Annotated in this window: 17 protein-coding genes; 11 read left to right on the top strand and 6 right to left on the bottom strand. The window is 65.4% G+C overall.

The window, feature by feature from the left end:
- Positions 1-8 precede the first annotated feature (8 nt).
- Genes QYC26_RS11560 through QYC26_RS11575 form a run of 4 tightly spaced genes read left to right on the top strand, consistent with a single transcriptional unit; the run spans position 9 to position 1,951 of the window.
- On the top strand, positions 9-488 hold the full coding sequence (locus QYC26_RS11560) for a disulfide bond formation protein B (RefSeq protein ID WP_317512375.1): 480 nt from the start codon (positions 9-11) through the stop codon (positions 486-488).
- Positions 485-1,021, top strand: a complete 537-nt coding sequence (locus QYC26_RS11565) for a demethoxyubiquinone hydroxylase family protein (RefSeq protein WP_317512376.1) — start codon at positions 485-487, stop codon at positions 1,019-1,021. Before QYC26_RS11560 ends, QYC26_RS11565 begins: the two co-directional genes overlap by 4 nt.
- A 4-nt stretch (positions 1,022-1,025) precedes the next feature.
- Positions 1,026-1,412: a hypothetical protein gene (locus QYC26_RS11570; protein ID WP_317512377.1), complete on the top strand. Its 387-nt coding sequence runs from the start codon at positions 1,026-1,028 to the stop codon at positions 1,410-1,412.
- A 26-nt stretch (positions 1,413-1,438) separates the two neighbouring features.
- Positions 1,439-1,951: a hypothetical protein gene (locus tag QYC26_RS11575; protein ID WP_317512378.1), complete on the top strand. Its 513-nt coding sequence runs from the start codon at positions 1,439-1,441 to the stop codon at positions 1,949-1,951.
- Between the two features lie 68 nt (positions 1,952-2,019).
- On the opposite strand, the gene QYC26_RS11580 is transcribed toward QYC26_RS11575, so the two are convergent.
- Positions 2,020-3,786 (bottom strand): DUF885 domain-containing protein, encoded by a 1,767-nt coding sequence (locus QYC26_RS11580; RefSeq protein ID WP_317512379.1) that lies wholly within the window; start codon positions 3,784-3,786, stop codon positions 2,020-2,022.
- Between the two features lie 137 nt (positions 3,787-3,923).
- On the opposite strand from QYC26_RS11580, the gene QYC26_RS11585 reads away from it, so the two are divergent.
- Entirely contained in the window at positions 3,924-4,133 is a 210-nt protein-coding gene (locus QYC26_RS11585; protein WP_317512380.1) for a dodecin, read from the top strand.
- Positions 4,134-4,180: 47 nt separating this feature from the next.
- Here the strand turns inward: QYC26_RS11585 and QYC26_RS11590 are convergent, their stop codons facing one another.
- A complete protein-coding gene (locus QYC26_RS11590; RefSeq protein ID WP_317512381.1) occupies positions 4,181-5,365 on the bottom strand; it encodes a Yip1 family protein in 1,185 nt (394 codons plus the stop codon).
- A 203-nt stretch (positions 5,366-5,568) separates the two neighbouring features.
- On the opposite strand from QYC26_RS11590, the gene QYC26_RS11595 reads away from it, so the two are divergent.
- A complete protein-coding gene (locus tag QYC26_RS11595) occupies positions 5,569-5,928 on the top strand; it encodes a hypothetical protein (RefSeq protein WP_317512382.1) in 360 nt (119 codons plus the stop codon).
- Positions 5,929-5,939: 11 nt separating this feature from the next.
- On the opposite strand, the gene QYC26_RS11600 is transcribed toward QYC26_RS11595, so the two are convergent.
- The 4 genes from QYC26_RS11600 to QYC26_RS11615 are packed head-to-tail and all read right to left on the bottom strand — an operon-like array spanning position 5,940 to position 11,469.
- Positions 5,940-9,380, bottom strand: a complete 3,441-nt coding sequence (locus QYC26_RS11600; protein WP_317512383.1) for a chromosome segregation SMC family protein — start codon at positions 9,378-9,380, stop codon at positions 5,940-5,942.
- A 28-nt stretch (positions 9,381-9,408) separates the two neighbouring features.
- Positions 9,409-10,158, bottom strand: a complete 750-nt coding sequence (locus QYC26_RS11605; protein WP_317512384.1) for a DsbA family protein — start codon at positions 10,156-10,158, stop codon at positions 9,409-9,411.
- A gap of 40 nt (positions 10,159-10,198) precedes the next feature.
- Positions 10,199-10,906, bottom strand: a complete 708-nt coding sequence (locus tag QYC26_RS11610; protein ID WP_317512385.1) for a DsbA family protein — start codon at positions 10,904-10,906, stop codon at positions 10,199-10,201.
- Positions 10,903-11,469: a DUF721 domain-containing protein gene (locus QYC26_RS11615; RefSeq protein ID WP_411197593.1), complete on the bottom strand. Its 567-nt coding sequence runs from the start codon at positions 11,467-11,469 to the stop codon at positions 10,903-10,905. The genes QYC26_RS11610 and QYC26_RS11615 overlap by 4 nt, the downstream gene beginning before the upstream one ends.
- A 14-nt stretch (positions 11,470-11,483) precedes the next feature.
- On the opposite strand from QYC26_RS11615, the gene mutY reads away from it, so the two are divergent.
- The 5 genes from mutY (at position 11,484) to QYC26_RS11640 (ending at position 17,708) form a co-directional block, all read left to right on the top strand.
- Positions 11,484-12,566, top strand: a complete 1,083-nt coding sequence (gene mutY / locus QYC26_RS11620) for an A/G-specific adenine glycosylase (RefSeq protein ID WP_317512387.1) — start codon at positions 11,484-11,486, stop codon at positions 12,564-12,566.
- Positions 12,551-13,831 carry a serine hydrolase domain-containing protein gene (locus QYC26_RS11625; protein ID WP_317512388.1) on the top strand — a complete coding sequence of 427 codons (1,281 nt, stop codon included), beginning with the start codon at positions 12,551-12,553 and terminating at the stop codon, positions 13,829-13,831. The genes mutY and QYC26_RS11625 overlap by 16 nt, the downstream gene beginning before the upstream one ends.
- Positions 13,828-14,709 carry an NAD(+) diphosphatase gene (gene nudC / locus QYC26_RS11630; protein ID WP_317512389.1) on the top strand — a complete coding sequence of 294 codons (882 nt, stop codon included), beginning with the start codon at positions 13,828-13,830 and terminating at the stop codon, positions 14,707-14,709. The genes QYC26_RS11625 and nudC overlap by 4 nt, the downstream gene beginning before the upstream one ends.
- Positions 14,710-14,785: 76 nt before the next feature.
- Positions 14,786-16,918: an NAD-dependent DNA ligase LigA gene (ligA, locus tag QYC26_RS11635; protein WP_317512390.1), complete on the top strand. Its 2,133-nt coding sequence runs from the start codon at positions 14,786-14,788 to the stop codon at positions 16,916-16,918.
- A 142-nt stretch (positions 16,919-17,060) separates the two neighbouring features.
- Positions 17,061-17,708, top strand: coding sequence for a PilZ domain-containing protein (locus QYC26_RS11640; RefSeq protein WP_317512391.1), 648 nt, complete (start codon positions 17,061-17,063; stop codon positions 17,706-17,708).
- The last annotated feature ends 21 nt before the right edge of the window (positions 17,709-17,729 follow it).

The raw sequence follows: 17,729 nt of genomic DNA on the forward strand, positions 1-17,729 counted from the left end.
GGGATAAGATGAACGTGATGGACAAGGCGCGCGCGCTTGCGCTGGCCGCGCCGCTCGTCCTTTTGGGCGGGGCACTTGGTTCGCAATATATTGGCGGGCTCTATCCGTGTGAAATGTGCCACTGGCAGCGCTGGCCGCACATGGCGGCGATTGCGCTCGCGCTGCTGGCGATTCTGCTCCGGCGGACGGCGGCGACCACGCTGCTCACCGCGCTTGCGGCGGTTGCGATCCTGATCAGCGGGGCTATCGGCATTTTCCACGCCGGTGTCGAATATGGATGGTGGGAAGGGCTGACCAGCTGTTCCACCGGACTGCAGGGTGGCAGTGCCGAGGATATCCTGAACAGCATCATGGCAACACCGCTCACCCGCTGCGATCAGGCGCAGTGGACCTTGATGGGAATTTCGCTCGCCGGCTTCAATGCGATCTTTTCGATCGGCGCCGCGCTTGCCATATTCGGTTATATGGCCAAGGCGAAAAAGGCATGACCGGGTTTCGTCCCGGCGGACGGCGGCCCGACCGCGCGTCGATGCTGCGCGTCAACCAGGCGGGCGAATATGGCGCGACGCGCATCTATGCCGGCCAGATGGCGGTGATGGGCGATCGCTGCCCTGCCAGCCGGTCGATTGCCGGTATGGCGGCGCAGGAAGAACGCCACCGCAAGCATTTCGACGCGATGATCGCGGCGCGCGGCGTTCGCCCGACGATGTTGCAGCCCTTCTGGGATGTGGCGGGGTTCGCGCTGGGCGCGGTGACCGCGGCGATCGGGCCGGAAGCCGCGATGGCCTGCACCGCGGCGATCGAGACCGAGATCGATAAACATTATTCGGAACAGCTCGAGGAACTGGGCGACAGCGATCCCGAACTGAGCGATGCGATCCGCGAATTTCAGGCCGAAGAGGTTGAGCACCGCGAAACCGCACTCGCCGCAGGCGCCGAGAATGCACCGGCCTATCCGCTTTTGAGCGGCGCGATCCGGCTTGGCTGCCGTGCCGCGATCGCCTTGTCGAAAAGGATCTGATTCCATGCGTATGGCGATCGCGTTGGCAACCGTATTGATGGCAGGGCTGATCGCCGTTCCGGCCTCCGCGCAGAAGAATGAGCGCGTGATGGTGGTGTACGGTGAGGATGCCTGCCCCAAGGGCGATGATCCCGAAGAGATCGTCGTCTGCGCCCGCCAGCCCGAAAGCGAGCGTTACCGTATCCCCGAGCGCTTCCGGAAGCAGGAGATCGGTCCGCAAAACGCGAATGAAAGCTGGGCTGTCCGCGCCGAGGCGCTGGAATATGTGGGCAAGACGGGTATCAACAGCTGTTCGGTGGTTGGCCCCGGCGGCTGGACCGGCTGCTATGCCGAGATGCTGCGCATCGCCCGTGAAGAACGGCGCCAGGCGGCGCGCGAGCAGGGCCGCTGAGCCGGCCCGGCAGAATTGAGGAGAAAATGATGCGTCTGTTTCACCGTCCCGGGATTCTGCTCGCCTTTCTGCCGCTGGCGTTCGCGCTGCCCGGATCGGCGCACGCGCAGAACAATGAAAAGATCAACCAGCTGATCGTGTATGGCGACGATCCGTGCCCACGCAGCACGGGCGACGAGATCGTCGTCTGCGCGCGCAAGGACGAAAATGAGCGGTTCCGCATTCCCGCACCGCTGCGCGGCAACCCGAATGCACCCGAAAGCAACAGCTGGGTGAACAAGGCCGAACAGCTGGAATATGTCGGCCGCAGTGGAATCGGGAGCTGTTCGCCCTCGGGCGTGGGCGGTGCCTCGGGCTGCTTTGCGCAACTGATCCGACAGGCGCGCGAGGAGCGCGAAGGCGGTGATGGCACCAACTGGACTCAGCTTGTCGAAGAAGCGCGGCAGGAGCGCCTGGGCAGGATCGATGCCGATGCGGCGCGGATCGAGGCCGAGTTGAAAGCCGCCGAAGAAGCCAAGGCGGGCAAATCGCCGCAATAAGCGTGCCACAGCGCTGAAACCAAAAAGCCCTTTCCGCCAGATGACGGAAAGGGCTTTTTGTTTGGGCGTCAGCCTGCTGCGGGTTGGGTCTTTTCGGCCGTGATCCATTCCTCAATCTGGGTCCGGAGCACGTCGAGCGGGACCGCGCCTTGCCCCAGCACCGCATCATGAAAGCGGCGCAGATCGAATTTTGGGCCAAGTTCGCCTTCGGCGCGGGCACGCAATTCGCGAATGCGGATTTCGCCGAGCTTGTAGGCGAGCGCCTGACCCGGCCAGCTGATATAGCGGTTCACCTCGGCATCGATATTGGCGTCGGTGAGCGCGCTATTATCCTTCATGAAGGCAACTGCCTGCGCCTTGCTCCAGCCCTTGGCATGGATGCCGGTATCGACGACAAGGCGGCAGGCCCGCCACATTTCGTAGGACAGCCGGCCCATGTCCTTTTCGGGCGTGTCGTAAAGCCCCATTTCGATGCCCAGGCGCTCCGAATAAAGCCCCCAGCCTTCGACAAAGGCGGTGAAGAAGGCGCCGTTGCGGCGCCATGCGGGTAGATCCAGCTCCTGCTGAAGCGCGATCTGGTGATGATGGCCGGGCACGGCTTCATGCACGCTGAGCGCGGGGATTTCCCAGAACGGGCGCTGATCGAGCTTGGACGTATTGACGTAATAGGTGCCGGCAATCGCCGATTCCGGGGAACCGGGATTATAATAGGCCGTCGTCGTGCCCTCGGCGATTTCCGCCGGGATCTCGCGAATGCCATAGGGCAGGCGGGGCAGTTTGCCGAACAGCGTCGGCATCTTGCCGTCGATGATCTTGTTGACCCGCGCCACCTTTTCCATCAGCTCTTCGGGCGTGCGCGCATAATATTTCGGGTTGGTACGCAGTTCCTGGATAAAGGCTTCGCGGCTCGCAAAACCTGCCTTTTTCGCGGTGTCCTCCATCTCCGTACGGATCCGCGCGACTTCCTTCAGACCGATGTCGTGGATCTGGTCGGCGGTCAGGTCGGTGGTCGTTTCCTGGCGGATGCGAAAGGCGTAATAGGCCTTGCCGCCGGGCTGGGCGGAGATGCTTTCCGATTTCGCGCATTTCTTCAGATAGGTGCCTGTGTAGAAGGCGAGATGCTTGCGGTATGCGGGGTTCAGCACATCGGTGATTATGGTGCGTGCGCGCGCCTGCATCGCGCTCCATTCACCCGTGCTGACATCGAGCGGCTTCTTGCCAAGAAACGGCGCATAGAAGCGTGACTTTTCCGGATCGTCGGAAATCACGCCCGAAATGCCCTTTTCGGAGCCCTGAAGGGCAACGCAGGGTACGACATATCCCTTGTCGACCGCCTGTTGCGTGATCTTGAGTGCTTCGTCGTTGAGCTTGGGATATTGCGCGATACGGGTGAGATAGCTCTCGAAATCGGCCTTGGTCCGCATCGGCAGGTTATCCGCCATGCCCGCAAAATTCTGATGCCAGCCGCTATAGGTGGTGAACAGCATGACCCGCTGGCCATAGCGATTGGCTTCGATCGCCTCGCTGAGCGTTCGGCGCAGGATCGCCTTGTTCACTCTGTCCGCGGGCGACAGGCCATCGCTCGCAATCGCGTCGAGCCGCTTGAGGAAGATGCCTGCTTCGGCGGCGTTGCGGTCGGCCGCGGCCAGGCTGATATCGCCGATCTGGTCGTCATAGGCGCGTTCGCCAAGGCTGGTGGCGTAAACCGGATTGGTCCGCAGCACCCAGGCCCAATAGTCGTCGGTCAGCGCCTTGAAATCATCGGCGGGCGCCGCCGCTGCGGGCGCGCTGAATGTGGTGGCCGCAAGCAGCGCGGCGATGAACATGTGACGCATCGAGATAAGCCCCTTTCGTTGGGCGTCACGCTAATTCGCCGAACGCACGCGCGCCAGTGGGGATACCGCCAATGCGCCGGGAAACGATGTCCCCGGCCGCTCGTTTCCCGAACGAACCAGATCAGAGGAGAGGGCGTATGAGCGACCGGGTTTACAAGATCACCGAAGTCGTCGGCTCGTCTGCGACGAGCATCGAGGATGCGATCGAGAAGGCGATCGCCCGCACGGCGGACACGGTGAAGCATCTCGACTGGTTCGAAGTGGTGAGCACGCGCGGCCATATCATCGGTCGGGGCGTTGGCCATTATCAGGTTACGCTGCGCATTGGCTTCACGCTGGAGGGGTGAGTAGTGCCCTCGGGGAAAGAAGGCCTGCTCCTTTCCCCTGATGGGCATCAGCGCGGTAAACTCTCAAGCTTGCCGAAATCGACCCCTGCGACCGCCGCCTTGAGCGGTCCGATATCGGCGAGGCCATCGCCGTCCGCCTGCACCATGAAGCGGTTCGCCACGAGCACGCCGAAGCTGCCGCTTTTGCTTTCGCGGTCCCATTTCTCGGTCGTCATCCGCCCATCGACGGTCCCGACCTTTTCATAACCGGTCGCGCTTTGCTGGCTGGACTGGACGTTGAGTGCAGAGCCGAGCGAAGCCAGCCCGCCCATTGCGGCCAGATCGGTGATCTCGAGGCGAACCGATGCGTCGTCGTTGGCATAGCTGGCTTCTGCGCGCGATCCGCCAATACCGCCGGCTTCTGCAGACGAGCTCGAAATCTCGGTGCGGGGCAGCCCCTGCAGTGTTTCGGGCAGCAGCGCCTGAAGCTGGTCTGCCGGAATGGCGGCAACGGGTTTGCCGTTGTGGCTCTGGGCTTCGAGCTGCTTGGCGGCCTGTTCGAGCTTGCCGAGATCGACCGAGCCGACGCCGGGGACATTGAGCGATCCCGATATTTCCCCATTGGGTGCGCTCAGGCTCGGCGGCGCGCTGAACCGGGCGATGACGGGGCCAAGCACCAGCCCGGCGAGCAGGGCGACGACCAGCCCCACCGCGAGAACCGCCACGGTATAGGTGCCTGCCTTTTCCTGCGGTGCCTTCATCAGCACGGGCAGGCCGAGATAGAGGAGGTAGATGCCGTAAAGACCAAGGAGCGCGCCGAGAAAGGCAAGCGAGGGCAGCACGCCGAAAATCCCGCCGACGAATCCGGCGGTTGCCGAATAGGCCGCGACCTTCATCGCCTGAACGCGGTTGGCGGTGCCGCCAAAGCGCGGTGCGAGGAAATCGATGATCAGCGCCAGCAGGAAGATGCCGATCAGCGCGGCCGCATATTGGATGACCGCGCTTGTAAGCGCCGAGCCAATGGTCGGGCGATAGGTGATGCCAAATGCCGAATAGCCAAAGGCAAGTGCGCCGATCAGCCCGGCCACTGGCGGAATCGCGGCAAGCGGCAGGATGTAGCCGGTATAAAGGCTGGCTGTGCTGGCGGTCTCGCCATCGATGCGCGGCCATTCTTCCTTGGGGGTGATAAGAATATTTTTTGCGCGCGCGATCAGCGCGCGGTTCTTCGGTTCGCCGACGGGTGTTCCGTCCATATCGGTCTCCATCTTGCCATTGATGTATCCGGCTGTGCCGGCGCGACCTTTTTGCTGTATTTCGGGGCTTTACTCGCCCGAATTAGTCGGCAAGCTATCCGCATGAGCCGAAGCGCGCAACCCTGATGGGACGCGCACGTTAACCAGTTCTTGGTGGTCGCAGGATAATGATGCCCGGGCATCAGATAAAAGGGTCGAGGGATATGGCATCGCGCGCATTGGCGCATGGCGCAGACTGGAAAAAGCGCGTTTCGGGGCATGCCGCCGGCGCGCTGCTGCTGTTCACGCTTCTGCTTGTCATGTGCTTCGGCGCGCTCGCCGAAAAATTCGGATCGCCGCTGGTGAGCCTGGCCGGCGTGGTCATCGTCGGCGGCCTCGTGGTCCCGGCACTTGGTCGGCTCGAGGCGCGCTGGCATGCCGAGATCGATACGCTCCGCGCGGGCGACATCGCCGCCCAGTTCCGCATGCGCTGCACTGCGCTCTGGTTGGGCGCGCTCGTCATGCCCGTGGGGCTGGCGGGGGGCTTCCTCGGGCTGTTCCAGATCGGCCGGCTTTTCGCCTGATTGCCGCCGCCTTATTCGGCGGCGAGCAGCTCTTCGGCGCCGCCCAGATCGACCGAAACAAGGCGGCTTATCCCCTGTTCCACCATGGTGACGCCGAACAGCCGGTGCATCCGGCTCATCGTGACGGCATTGTGCGTGACGATGAGGTAACGGGTTTCGGTCTCGCGGGTCATCGCGTCGAGCAACCCGCAAAAGCGTTCGATATTGGCATCGTCAAGCGGGGCGTCGACCTCGTCGAGCACGCAGATTGGCGCGGGGTTGGTGAGAAACAGCCCGAAGATGAGCGCAACGGCGGTGAGCGCCTGCTCGCCGCCCGACAGCAGCGTAAGCGCGGCGAGCTTCTTGCCCGGCGGCTGCGCCATGATTTCCAGCCCGGCCTCCAGCGGATCGTCTGAATCGATCAGTTCGAGATGCGCCTGCCCGCCATTGAACAGCGTTTCGAAGAGCCGCTGGAAATGGCCGTTCACCGCCTCGAACGCAGCCAGCAGCCGTTGGCGTCCCTCGCGGTTGAGGCTGCCGATGGATCCGCGCAGTCGGTGGATCGCCTGGCCCAGCTCGTCGCGTTCGGCAGCGCTGGTCGCGCGCTCGCCCTCAAGCGCGGCAAGCTCCTGTTCGGCGACGAGATTGACCGGGCCGATGCGTTCACGCTCGGTATTCCATTTCTCCAGTCGGCGGCCTTCCTCTTCGGCATTGGTGACGCTGTCGCTGGCAAAACCCAGCTTGGTGGGGAGCACCGGGGCGGGGCATTCGAACCGCTCGCCGGAAAGTTGCCCCATTTCGATGCGGCGCGCCTCCTGATGATCGGCGCGCGCAGCGGCGCCCGCGCGCGCCTCGCGTGCCTGCGCCAATATCTCGCCGGCTTCGGCGGCTGCCTTCTCGGTCTTGCGAAGCTCCGCCTCGGCCAGGCCTTCTTCGGCGGCCAGTTGCGCGACCTCGGTGGTGAGGCTGGCGGTCTTGTCGGAAAGGTCCGTGATCCGCGCAGCGAGGCGCGTGGGCGCATCGGCGAGCGTGCGGGATTCTTGCTCGGCCTCTTCCGCACGGCGCGCCATTTCGGAAATGCGGCGTGCGGCATCGCCCGCGCGGCTGCGCCAGCCCTTGGCTTCGCCGGCGGCGGCAGACTGGCGCTGGCGATCAACCTCGGCCGCTCGTTCCAGCGCGGCAAGCTCTGCGCGGATATGCGCGACCGCGGTACGCGCGGCATCGCTTTCCACCTGCAGCACGCCAAGCCGTGCCGCAGTTACGCTTCCATCGGGCAGCGCGCAGACGGCGGCCTTCGCGCTGGCACATTCGGCCTCCGCTTCACTTTGTTCGGCACCAATGCGCAGTGCCCGTTCGCCGATTTCGGCGCGCCGCGCGGCCAGCCTTTCGATCTCCACACCAAGCTGATCGTCGATCCGCTGCGCGGCGCGCATCGCCTGTTCGGCGGTAGCCAGGCGCTCGCGGGCCTGCCCCGCCTCAAGTCGGGCCGCCTCCACAGCCGTCCGGGCAGCGATCAGATCGGTGTCCGCGTCAGTCACGGTTGCTTCGGCGCCCGGAAATAGTGCGGCGAGCGCAGCCAGCCGGTTGTGCCGGATGAGCCGTTCGGCGGCAGCAGCACCGCCCTCACGCACGATGAAACCATCCCAACGGCGGAGCACGCCCGCGCGGGTGACAAGCCGCTGACCAACGGCAAGCGGCTGACCCTCGTCGCGCTCGGCCACCGCAATCTGCGCGGCACGGCGTGCCAGTTCGGCGGGCGCAGTGATGTGATCGGCGAGGCACTGCGTACCGGCCGGAAGCGGCGGGTCATCGGACTGCGGGGTGGCGCCCAACCAATATTGCGGCCCCTCACTCCCCAGCGCGGCGTCGAGATCATCGCCCAGCGCCGCCGCCAGCGCATGTTCATAGCCCGGCGCGGCCGTGATCCGGTCGATCAGACGGTTCTTGCCGCCCGTCTGCTCGACCGCGCGGCGCAGCGCCTTTTCTTCGGACTGCAGGGCCGAGAGTGTCGCCCGCGCGGCGGCAACCGCGCTTTCGGCGGTCACCAGCTTTTCGCCGGCAGCGCTGCGGCTGGCCTCGGCCGTCCTGATCTGCTGCTCGGTGGCCTCCCGCGTTGCGACGGCCGTCTGATAGCCAACGCGTGCGGCATCGCGCTGTGCGATCAGCGGGGCGTCGTCAGGCAGGGTGTCGCGTTCGGCTGCAATGCGTGCGGTTTCGCGCTCTGCCCGGTCGAGCCGGGCCTTTGCGGCGGCCCATGTCGCCTGCGCCACGCGGGCCTCGGCCTGCTCGCTCGCCTGTTCGGCGCGGGCTTGGGCAAGCGCCACGTCGCTGTCGCGCGCCGCGCTTTCGGCGTGCGCGAGATTTTGGGCGAGCTGCGGGCGGGTGGCCTCGGCCTCGGCGACCGCGCGTTCGAGTGCCTTCACTTCCTCGGCCAGCCGGGTGAGTGCTTCGGCGGCATCACGCGCAAGCGCGCCTTCACGGTCGCGGTCCTCGGCCATCCGCGCCTGCTGCGCGGCAAGTTCGGCAATCCGGCGTTCAAGCGCGGTGCGTTCGGTTTCGAGTACGGCGAGTTCGCGCTGCGCCTCGGCCAGCCTGTCGCGTGCCGATTGAGCAGCGGCGCGCCGGGTAGCCAGGACATGGGTCGTCTCCGCCTGCCAGGCGGCGGCGGCGCGCTGCGCCTCGGCCGCGCGTTGGACGGTGGCTTCGGTATCCTCGGCTTCCTTGCGCGCGCTTTCGGCGGCGGCCGCGGCTTCGCGCCAACGCGCAAAGATATGGCGCCCTTCGGCAATCTTGATCGTGTCCGAAAGCTGGCGATAGCGTTCGGCTTGGCGCGCCTGTTTGCGCAGATGCGCGGTGCGCACATCCATGTCGGTCAGCAGTTCGTCGAGCCGCTGGAGATTGGTTTCGGTCGCGCGCAGCTTCTGCTCGGCGTCCTTGCGGCGGACGTGCAGCCCGGCAATGCCGGCGGCTTCCTCCAGCATCTGGCGGCGCTCGGCGGGCTTGGCGGCGATCACCGCGCTGATCCGGCCTTGGCTCACCAGCGCGGGCGAATGCGCGCCGGTCGCGGCATCGGCGAACAATAGCGCCACGTCCTTGGCGCGGACGTCGCGGCCGTTGACGCGGTAGGCCGATCCCGCACCGCGTTCGATGCGGCGGATCACCTCCACATCGCCGTCGGCCGAAGCGCCGATCGGCCCGGCGGTTGCCTCGGGTGAAATTTCGGTGAGGATCGCCACTTCGGCGAAGCTGCGCGCGGCGCGCTTCGCGGTGCCCGCGAAGATCACGTCCTCCATCCCCGCGCCGCGCATCGACTTGGCCGAGCTTTCGCCCATCACCCAGCGGATCGCTTCGAGCAGGTTGGATTTGCCGCAGCCATTGGGGCCGACGATTCCCGTCAGCCCCGGCTCGATATGGAGTTCGGCGGGTTCGACAAAGCTCTTGAACCCCGAAAGCTTGAGGCGCTTGATCTTCATCGTGTCGCCCCCCGCCGCATGGGCTGGATCAGGCTCCGGCGGCGCGCAGCTTGGGCTCGAGCGTTTCCCAGGTGCCCGCGTCGGTAACCGTCTCGCCGTTGATCAGGAACATCGGCGTGCCGGTGATCTGATGCTTTTCCGATGCCACCTTGTTCATCTCGACAAGCTTGTTCACCGCGGCTTCGTCGGCAAGGCAGGCGGCGATCTTCTGGCTGGATACGCCGCGCTGCTGCACGAACTGGTCAAGCCCGGCGGCCTTGGCCACTTCGGCGAACTGCTGGGCGGGCGGCAACGTCTGGAGGCGCTGGAAGCCGGCATCGCCGATCGACTGGAGCTTGGTCATCCAATCCTGCTGCTGCGCCAGCATCTGTTCGGTCAGCGGATAATAGGGGCCTTCGCCGCCGCAACGGGTGAGCAGCGATGCGGTCATGTCGATCGGGTCACGCACGAAATTGCGCAGCTCGAGGCTGACCGTGCCCTTGGCGATATATTTTTCCTTGAGCGACGGGATCGCCTTTTCGGCGAAGTCGGCGCAGTGCGAGCAGGTCATCGATGCATATTCGACCAGCTTCACCGGCGCGTCGGGATTGCCCATCAAATAGCCGCCATCCTCGGTCAGCTTGATCGTATCCACCCATTGCTGGCCCGCAGGCGCGGCGATCGGGGCGGCGGTGGACGCGGTGTTCGCCGCTGCTGCATCCTTGTCGTCGCTGCCGCCGCAGGCGGCCAGTGCGAGGACGAGGGGAAGGGCCGCTACGGCACCGAATTTGAGCTTCATCGTTCAGTTGCTCCCAAGGGGTTCTGGTTCAGGGTCAGGGTCAGGGTTTGAGGGCGGCGTCCAGCGCGGTCTTGAGCTGGGGCCAGGAACGGACATCAGCGGCAAGCGTGCCGTTGAGCAGGAACGAAGGCGTGCCGGGGATCTTGCGCGTCTTCCAGGCTTCGCTCGCCATTTCGGCCAGCTTGGCCTGCGCGCCGGCATCGGCAAGGCAGGCATTTTGCCGGGCAGGGGCCAGCCCGCGCTTCTGCATCAGCGCCGACAGCCCCGATGCCCGTGCATATTCGCCAAGCGCGGCGCCGATCGCCATATCCTTCAGGCGCGCCTGATTATTCTCATAGAAATCGACGCCCTTGGGCAGCCATTCGGACTGGGCGGCAAAGATGGCCTCGCTATGGCCGAGGAATTTTGCGGGGCCGTCGCACCGCGCCAGCAGCGCAGCCGCCATGTCGATCGGGTCGCGCACGGCGTGGCGAATTTCGATATTCGCCTTACCCGGCATCACATAGCCGGTCTTGAGCGGACCACTTTCGTTCACGAAATGCGCGCAGTGGCTGCAGGTATAGCTGAGATATTCGACGACCTTCGCGCGCGCCTTGGGGTTGCCAATGACATAGGTGCCCGACGCAGTGGGGGTGACGGTGAGCAGCCAGTTCTTTGCCGGTGCCGCGATCGCCTGCGCAATCGGTAGTGCCGCGGTTGCGGCGGCCAGCGCGAGCGCTGCGAGCGGGAGGGCAATTCGAAACGTCACGCTTTTTTCCCTTCGATAACCGGTTTGCCGTGCGTGGCGGCGACCCCGCGCGCGAGCGATTCGAGCACCTCGCGCAATTCGGGATCGGCCACCGTGCGCAGGCTGTCCCCCAATTCGACCGGGACGGGCGTCTCGGGCGAAACGAGGTTTCTTTTCATACGCGGCTTGATCGTCACGCCCTGACGAAAACTGAGCCGGGCGACGGCGGGATAGCCGAAAAAACGGTTCACGCGCTCGATGATCTCGGGCGCGACATGCTGCATCATCGCCGCGTGCGCGCCGGACACGGTGAGCGTCAGCACACCATCGGCGCGCTCGCCCTTGGGGAATTTGATCGATTCCGGGGCGGAGACGCCCGCATAGCGTTCGCCGACAATTTCGGCCCAGCGGCTCACGATCGAACTCTGGACAAAGCCGAACTTGCGATAGGCGGCACGGCCGACCTCGGGAAGCATTTCGGAAACGGAACGCGCACGGCCGCCCCGCGGGCGTGGTTCGCCCTGCGCCGTGCGGCGGGATACGCCTGATTTTGTGGGTCGCCTTTCGCTCATCGCCCCCTCCATGCCATAGGCACCCCATGTCCGTCGATATGCCAGACCCGCACACCGTTCAGATCGCACCGCTTCTGCTGGACTGGTATGATCGCAATGCCCGTATCCTGCCCTGGCGCAGCCCGCCGGGAACTCCCGCGCCCGATCCGTACCGCGTCTGGTTGTCTGAAATCATGTTGCAGCAGACCACGGTGGCCGCGGTGAAATCCTATTTCGAGGCGTTCACCACGCGCTGGCCCGATGTGGCGGCGCTGGCGGCCGCCTATGATGCCGATGTGATGAGCGCCTGGGCGGGGCTTGGCTATTATGCCCGCGCCCGCAATCTTCTGGCCTGTGCGCGCACCGTGGTGAGCCAGCATGGCGGGAATTTTCCGGATGACGAGGCCGGGCTGCTCAAGCTTCCCGGCGTCGGCCGCTATACCGCGGCGGCGGTGGCGGCAATCGCCTTTGGCCGGCGTGCGACGGTGATGGATGCCAATGTCGAACGCGTCGTTGCGCGGCTCTTTGCTGTTACGGAACCACTGCCCGAGGCCAAGAACCGGCTCTATGCGCTTACCGATACGATCACGCCCGATGCGCGCGCGGGCGATTTTGCGCAGGCGATGATGGATCTGGGGGCAACGATCTGCACCCCCAAAGCCCCCAAATGCCTGATCTGCCCACTGTCTGCGCTGTGCGCGGCGCAAGCGGCGGGCAATGCCGAGGCGCTGCCCGCCAAGGCGCCAAAAAAGGCAAAGCCGGTGCGGCGTGGCACGATCTTCTGGATCGAGCGGGACGGCCATGTCTGGCTCGTCCGCCGCCCGGACAAGGGGCTGCTGGGCGGGATGCGCGCGTTCCCCACCGGGCCGTGGACGTCGGAGGCGCCGGGGCTGGCTGCGGCGCCCCTTGCCGCCGCCGGCTGGAGCGAATTGCCTGGGCATGTGCGCCATGTCTTCACCCATTTCGCGCTTGAACTGTCGATCGTCGGGACGCGGATCGAAAATTCTTGCGTGGATCAGGGCGCCGGGGAATGGTGGCGCATCGACGCGATCGGAACGGCGGGGCTACCCACCGTTTTCGCCAAGGCCGCGCACAGGGTATTGGAGGAGGGGGAATGGCTGACAGGATGATCGACCGACGGGCCTTTGTCCGCAGCCTGGCGATGCTCGGCGCGCTGGGGGCATTGCCCGCCCCGGTGCTCGCCCGCGTCCGTGCCGGGGACTGGCAGGCCGTCGATACGCTTTTTGCCGAACTGGTCCCCGCCAAGGTGCCCGGGCTTGCAGCCGCGATCGGTCGGGGCTTTGGCGAACCCGAATTTTTTGGGGCAGGCACGCTCGCGCGCGACAGCCAGCGCGCGGTCGGCCCCGACAGTCTGTGGCGCATCTATTCGATGACCAAGCCGGTAACCGGCATGGCGGCGATGATGCTGATCGAGGACGGCAAGCTTTCGCTCGACCAGAATATCGCCGATTTCATCCCCGGCTTTGCCAATCCGCGCGTGCAATTGTCGGTCGATACGCTTGAAAGCCGCCCGGCCAAGGGGCCGATCACGATGCGCCATCTGCTCACGCACACGGCGGGGCTTGGCTACAGCATCGTCACCAAGGGGCCGCTCCTTGCCGAATATCTGCGGCTGGGGATCACCCCGGCGGCACTCACCCGCAAACCGCTCCCCGATCTCGCGCTGCCGCCGACTGCGCCCAGCCTGGGCGATTTTGCAGACCGGCTGGCGACATTGCCGCTCATCGCGGATCCGGGGACGAAGTGGAGCTATTCGGTCAGCCTCGATCTTCTGGGCCGGGTGATCGAGCGTGCGTCGGGCAAGAGCTTCGAGGATTTCCTGCAGGAACGCATGTTCGGTCCGCTGGGGATGAAGAGCACCTTCTGGCGCGTGCCCGAAAGCGAGGCCGCGCGGCTGGTGACAAATTACATGGTCGGCCCCAAGGGCAACGCCTTTCCTATCGATCCGGGGCAGAGCAGCATCTATCTCGACAAGGCGCCCTTTGCCTTTGGCGGGGCGGGGCTGGTCTCCAGCGCGCGCGATTATGACCGCTTCCTCCTCATGCTGCTCGGCGGAGGCGCCATCGGCAAGGTGCGGGTGATGCGGCCCGAAACGGTGCGGCTCGGCATGTCGAACCTGCTGCCGGATGGCATCGATACCACCGGCACCTTTGCCGAGGGGCAGGGTTTCGGTGCGGGCGGGCGCGTGGTGATCAAGCCCGTGCCCGGTGGGCCGGGGCTCGGCACCTTTGGCTGGGCGGGCGCCGCCGCCACGATTGGTTGGGTCGACCCCGCCAACGGCTTGCGCGCGGCGGGCTATGCGCAGCACCTGCCCGACAGTTCCTATGGTTTCCCGACGAGCTTTTCCAAGGCCGTCTATGCGGGGCTTGCATGACCCAGATTGATCCGCCGGGTTTTACCGGCAGCCTGCTCGACCGTTCCGATCTTGTGCGCACCGATGCCGAAAGGCTGGCCGCGATGCGCGCAAGTCCGGCGGCGAAGCTGCTCGCGCTTGAGGGCATCGATCCGGTGCTCGATGCGGGCGGGCGGCTCAGCTGGAAATCGCTGGACGAAGCGCATCCCGACGCCGAACTGATCTTTCTCGGGATCGAGGAGGATTGCCCGCGCTTTGCCGAGGTGCGGCGCGATCTGCCCGACGGTGTCAACCGCTCGGTCGCGATCTTCCGCATGCTCGACATCATGGCTGCGGGTGAGGCGGGCACCTATGCCGCCGCGCGCAGCCTGATCGATTGGCATGTCCGCCATGGTTTCTGCGCGCGCTGCGGCACGGCGACCGCCATGTTCCGGGGCGGCTGGGGCCGCAAATGCGGCGGTTGCGGATCGGAACATTTTCCGCGCGTCGACCCGGTGGTCATCATGCTCGGCGAATATGAAGGCAAGGTGCTGATCGGGCGTCAGCCCGCTTATCCCAAGCTGCGTTATTCGGCGCTCGCCGGGTTTCTGGAGCCGGGGGAATCGATCGAGGAAGCGGTGGCGCGCGAGATGTGGGAGGAAGCGGGCGTGCGCACCCGGGCCGTGCGTTATGTCGTCAGCCAGCCCTGGCCGTTCCCGTCCTCGCTGATGATCGCGTGCATCGCCGAGGTCGACCGCGCGACGCTGACCATCGATTATACCGAGCTGGAAGATGCGCGTTGGGTGTCGCGCGCCGAGGTGGCGGCCGCGCTGGCGCACGAGGCGGGTGCACCGTTCCTGCCACCGCCGCGCTACGCCATCGCGCATACGCTGTTCGAACACTGGCTGGCCGGGGAGTGAGGCACGCGGGCGGCTATTCGGTTGAGCCGTCGGCTTTCGCTTGATTGCGCCGGGCTTCATCCCCTACCGCTCCGCCATGAACGCGCCCTTGCCCCAGACCGACCTTGAAGCCGCAGGTGAGCTTGCCCGGCTTGCCGCCGAGATTGCTCACCACAACCGGCTGTACCATACCGACGATACGCCCGAGATAAGCGATGCCGACTATGACGCGCTGGTGCGGCGCAATGGCGCGATTGAGGAAGCGTTCCCGCATCTGGTGCGCGACGATTCACCAAGTCGGATGGTCGGCGCGGCGCCCGCCGCGCATCTGGGCAAGGTCCGCCATGCGCAGGCGATGCTCAGCCTCGAAAACGCGTTCGACGATACCGATGTGATCGAATTCATCCTGCGCGTCCGCCGCTTTCTGGCACTCGGCGCGGATGACCGGGTGGCGGTGACCGCCGAGCCCAAGATCGACGGGCTGTCCTGCTCGCTGCGCTATGAAAAGGGCAGGCTCGTCCTCGCTGCCACGCGGGGGGACGGGCAGACGGGCGAGGATGTGACCGCCAATGTCCGCACCATCGCCGATATCCCGCAGCAATTGCCCGAAGGCGTGCCCGACGTGTTCGAGATTCGCGGCGAAGTTTATATGGCCAAGGGCGATTTCGCCGCGCTCAATGCGCGCCTGCTCGCCGAAGCCGCCGATCCGGCCAAGGCGCGCCAGTTCGCCAATCCGCGCAATGCCGCTGCGGGGTCGCTGCGCCAAAAGGACCCGGCGGTCACGGCATCGCGTCCTTTGCGTTTCTGGGCGCATGGCTGGGGTGAGGTTTCCGCGCTTCCCGCCGACACGCAGTTCGGTGTGATGAAGGCGATCGAAAGCTGGGGCGTTCCTTTGAGCGAGATGCTCATCCACTGCGAACAGATTGAGGGAGCGCTCGCGCATTATCGCCGGATCGAGGCGAAGCGCGCCGAACTGCCCTATGACATTGACGGCGTCGTCTACAAGGTCGACCGGCTCGACTGGCAGGAGCGCCTCGGCTTTGTTGCCAAGGCCCCGCGCTGGGCGATCGCGCACAAATTCCCGGCGGAAAAGGCGCAGACGACGCTGAAGGCGATCGATATCCAGGTGGGGCGCACCGGCAAGCTGACCCCCGTGGCGCGGCTCGACCCGGTGACGGTGGGCGGGGTGGTCGTCACCAACGCGACGCTCCATAATGCCGACGAGATCGAGCGGCTGGGTGCGCGGCCGGGCGACCGGGTGGTCGTCCAACGCGCGGGCGATGTGATCCCCCAGATCGTCGAGGTGCTGACGCGCGAGGAGGACCGTCCCGCCTTTGTCTTCCCCAGCGAGTGCCCCGATTGCGGATCCGATGCCGTGCGCGAGGAAGGTGAGGTCGACATCCGCTGCACCGGCGGGCTGATCTGCCCGGCGCAGCGCGTCGAACGCCTGCGCCATTTCGTCAGCCGCCAGGCGCTCGACATTGAGGGGCTGGGCGAAACGAGCATCGCCAGCTTCTTCAACGACAAGCTGATCGAATCCCCCGCCGACATCTTCCGTCTGCGTGATCGCCGCGACGAGTTGATCGGGCGCGAACGCTGGGCGGAAACCTCGGTCGACAATCTGATCGCCGCGATCGACGCCAAACGCGAAAGCCCGCTCGACCGCTTTCTCTTCGCGCTCGGCATCCGCCATGTCGGGCAGGTCACCGCGCGCGATCTGGCGCGGCGCTATGCGACGATCGAGGCGTTTCGGGCGATGATTGCGGCCGCGCTTACGCGCCGTGCCGAAATGGTGCAGGCGATCGGCGAGACGGAGGACAAGTTCCGCCAGCGCATGGGCAAGGAAGTCGCGGCGCTCATTGAGACGCCGGGGGTCGGTCCCGAAGTGGCGATGGCGCTCACCGACTTCTTCGCCGAGGCGCATAATCAGGCGGTGGTCGCCGATCTGCTCGCGCAAATGGCGATCCAGCCCGTGATCCACGAAACGCGCGCCTCCGAGGTGAGCGGCAAGACTGTGGTGTTCACCGGATCGCTCGAAACGATGAGCCGTGACGAGGCCAAGGCGCAGGCGGAAAAGCTGGGCGCCAAGGTATCGGGCTCGGTGTCGGCGAAGACCGACTTGGTCGTGGCGGGGCCGGGGGCGGGATCGAAGCTGAAAAAGGCGGCCGACCTTGGCATAAAGGTGATCGACGAGGCGGGCTGGGCATCGATCGTTGCCAATGCGGAATGAAATCATCGCGCCGTGGTAAATATTTCGGTTTTCACACCGTCTTAACAGCCACAGCGCTATAAGACGTTATGGGATCGCGTGATTTCCATAACGATGATCAGAGAAATTATATCGTCATATCAGGGGAATAGTCGGGCGTTTCATGGGGCAGGCAGATAATTCCGATAGCGCGCCGACGCCGGTTGTAGACGAGGATGCGCGTGCCGATCGGCGCGGCGCCAAGCGCTTCATGACCATCTTGCGGGTCGGCAAGCTGGTGACGAGCGGCCAGCAGCGGCTTTGCCTCATCCGCAATATCTCGTCGAGCGGACTGATGGCGCATGTCTATGCGCCGCACGCCGTGGGCGACAAGGTCGAGATCGAGCTCAAGGCCGATCAGCCACTGCGCGGCGAGATCGTCTGGGTGCGCGACGAGCATATCGGCGTGCGCTTCGACGGACAGATCGAGGTGCAGGATATCTTGACCGGCCGCACCACGATCGAAGGCCGCAAGCCGCGCGCGCCGCGTATCGAGGTGGAAGCCCGCGCCCGCGTGAAGGTGGATAACACCGTTTACCGCGTCGCCGTGCGCGATATCTCCCAGGGCGGCATCTGCATCGACCTCGACGAACCGCTGAAGCAGGGGGACGATGCCGTCGTCACGGTCGACGGGATGGAGCAGATGAGCGCGATCGTGCGCTGGTGCCACGAAGGGCAGGTGGGGTTGTCCTTCATCAAGCCGGTGGCGTTCGACGATCTGATCCGCTGGCTCGACGAGCAGGATGGCGAGGAGCGTCCCGCCACGGCCTGATGTTTCGCAGGGGCAGGCGGC

This window comes from Sphingomonas sp. C3-2 (genome assembly GCF_033025475.1).
Lineage (GTDB): Bacteria > Pseudomonadota > Alphaproteobacteria > Sphingomonadales > Sphingomonadaceae > Sphingobium_A.

What these genes read in the sequence shown, in the direction of transcription:
- QYC26_RS11560 (WP_317512375.1), top strand. Translation starts at nt 9, where the DNA reads ATGAACGTGATGGACAAGGCGCGCGCGCTTGCGCTGGCCGCGCCGCTC.
- QYC26_RS11565 (WP_317512376.1), top strand. Translation starts at nt 485, where the DNA reads ATGACCGGGTTTCGTCCCGGCGGACGGCGGCCCGACCGCGCGTCGATG.
- QYC26_RS11570 (WP_317512377.1), top strand. Translation starts at nt 1,026, where the DNA reads ATGCGTATGGCGATCGCGTTGGCAACCGTATTGATGGCAGGGCTGATC.
- QYC26_RS11575 (WP_317512378.1), top strand. Translation starts at nt 1,439, where the DNA reads ATGATGCGTCTGTTTCACCGTCCCGGGATTCTGCTCGCCTTTCTGCCG.
- QYC26_RS11580 (WP_317512379.1), bottom strand. Translation starts at nt 3,786, where the DNA reads ATGCGTCACATGTTCATCGCCGCGCTGCTTGCGGCCACCACATTCAGC.
- QYC26_RS11585 (WP_317512380.1), top strand. Translation starts at nt 3,924, where the DNA reads ATGAGCGACCGGGTTTACAAGATCACCGAAGTCGTCGGCTCGTCTGCG.
- QYC26_RS11590 (WP_317512381.1), bottom strand. Translation starts at nt 5,365, where the DNA reads ATGGACGGAACACCCGTCGGCGAACCGAAGAACCGCGCGCTGATCGCG.
- QYC26_RS11595 (WP_317512382.1), top strand. Translation starts at nt 5,569, where the DNA reads ATGGCATCGCGCGCATTGGCGCATGGCGCAGACTGGAAAAAGCGCGTT.
- QYC26_RS11600 (WP_317512383.1), bottom strand. Translation starts at nt 9,380, where the DNA reads ATGAAGATCAAGCGCCTCAAGCTTTCGGGGTTCAAGAGCTTTGTCGAA.
- QYC26_RS11605 (WP_317512384.1), bottom strand. Translation starts at nt 10,158, where the DNA reads ATGAAGCTCAAATTCGGTGCCGTAGCGGCCCTTCCCCTCGTCCTCGCA.
- QYC26_RS11615 (WP_411197593.1), bottom strand. Translation starts at nt 11,469, where the DNA reads ATGGAGGGGGCGATGAGCGAAAGGCGACCCACAAAATCAGGCGTATCC.
- mutY (WP_317512387.1), top strand. Translation starts at nt 11,484, where the DNA reads ATGTCCGTCGATATGCCAGACCCGCACACCGTTCAGATCGCACCGCTT.
- QYC26_RS11625 (WP_317512388.1), top strand. Translation starts at nt 12,551, where the DNA reads ATGGCTGACAGGATGATCGACCGACGGGCCTTTGTCCGCAGCCTGGCG.
- nudC (WP_317512389.1), top strand. Translation starts at nt 13,828, where the DNA reads ATGACCCAGATTGATCCGCCGGGTTTTACCGGCAGCCTGCTCGACCGT.
- ligA (WP_317512390.1), top strand. Translation starts at nt 14,786, where the DNA reads ATGAACGCGCCCTTGCCCCAGACCGACCTTGAAGCCGCAGGTGAGCTT.
- QYC26_RS11640 (WP_317512391.1), top strand. Translation starts at nt 17,061, where the DNA reads ATGGGGCAGGCAGATAATTCCGATAGCGCGCCGACGCCGGTTGTAGAC.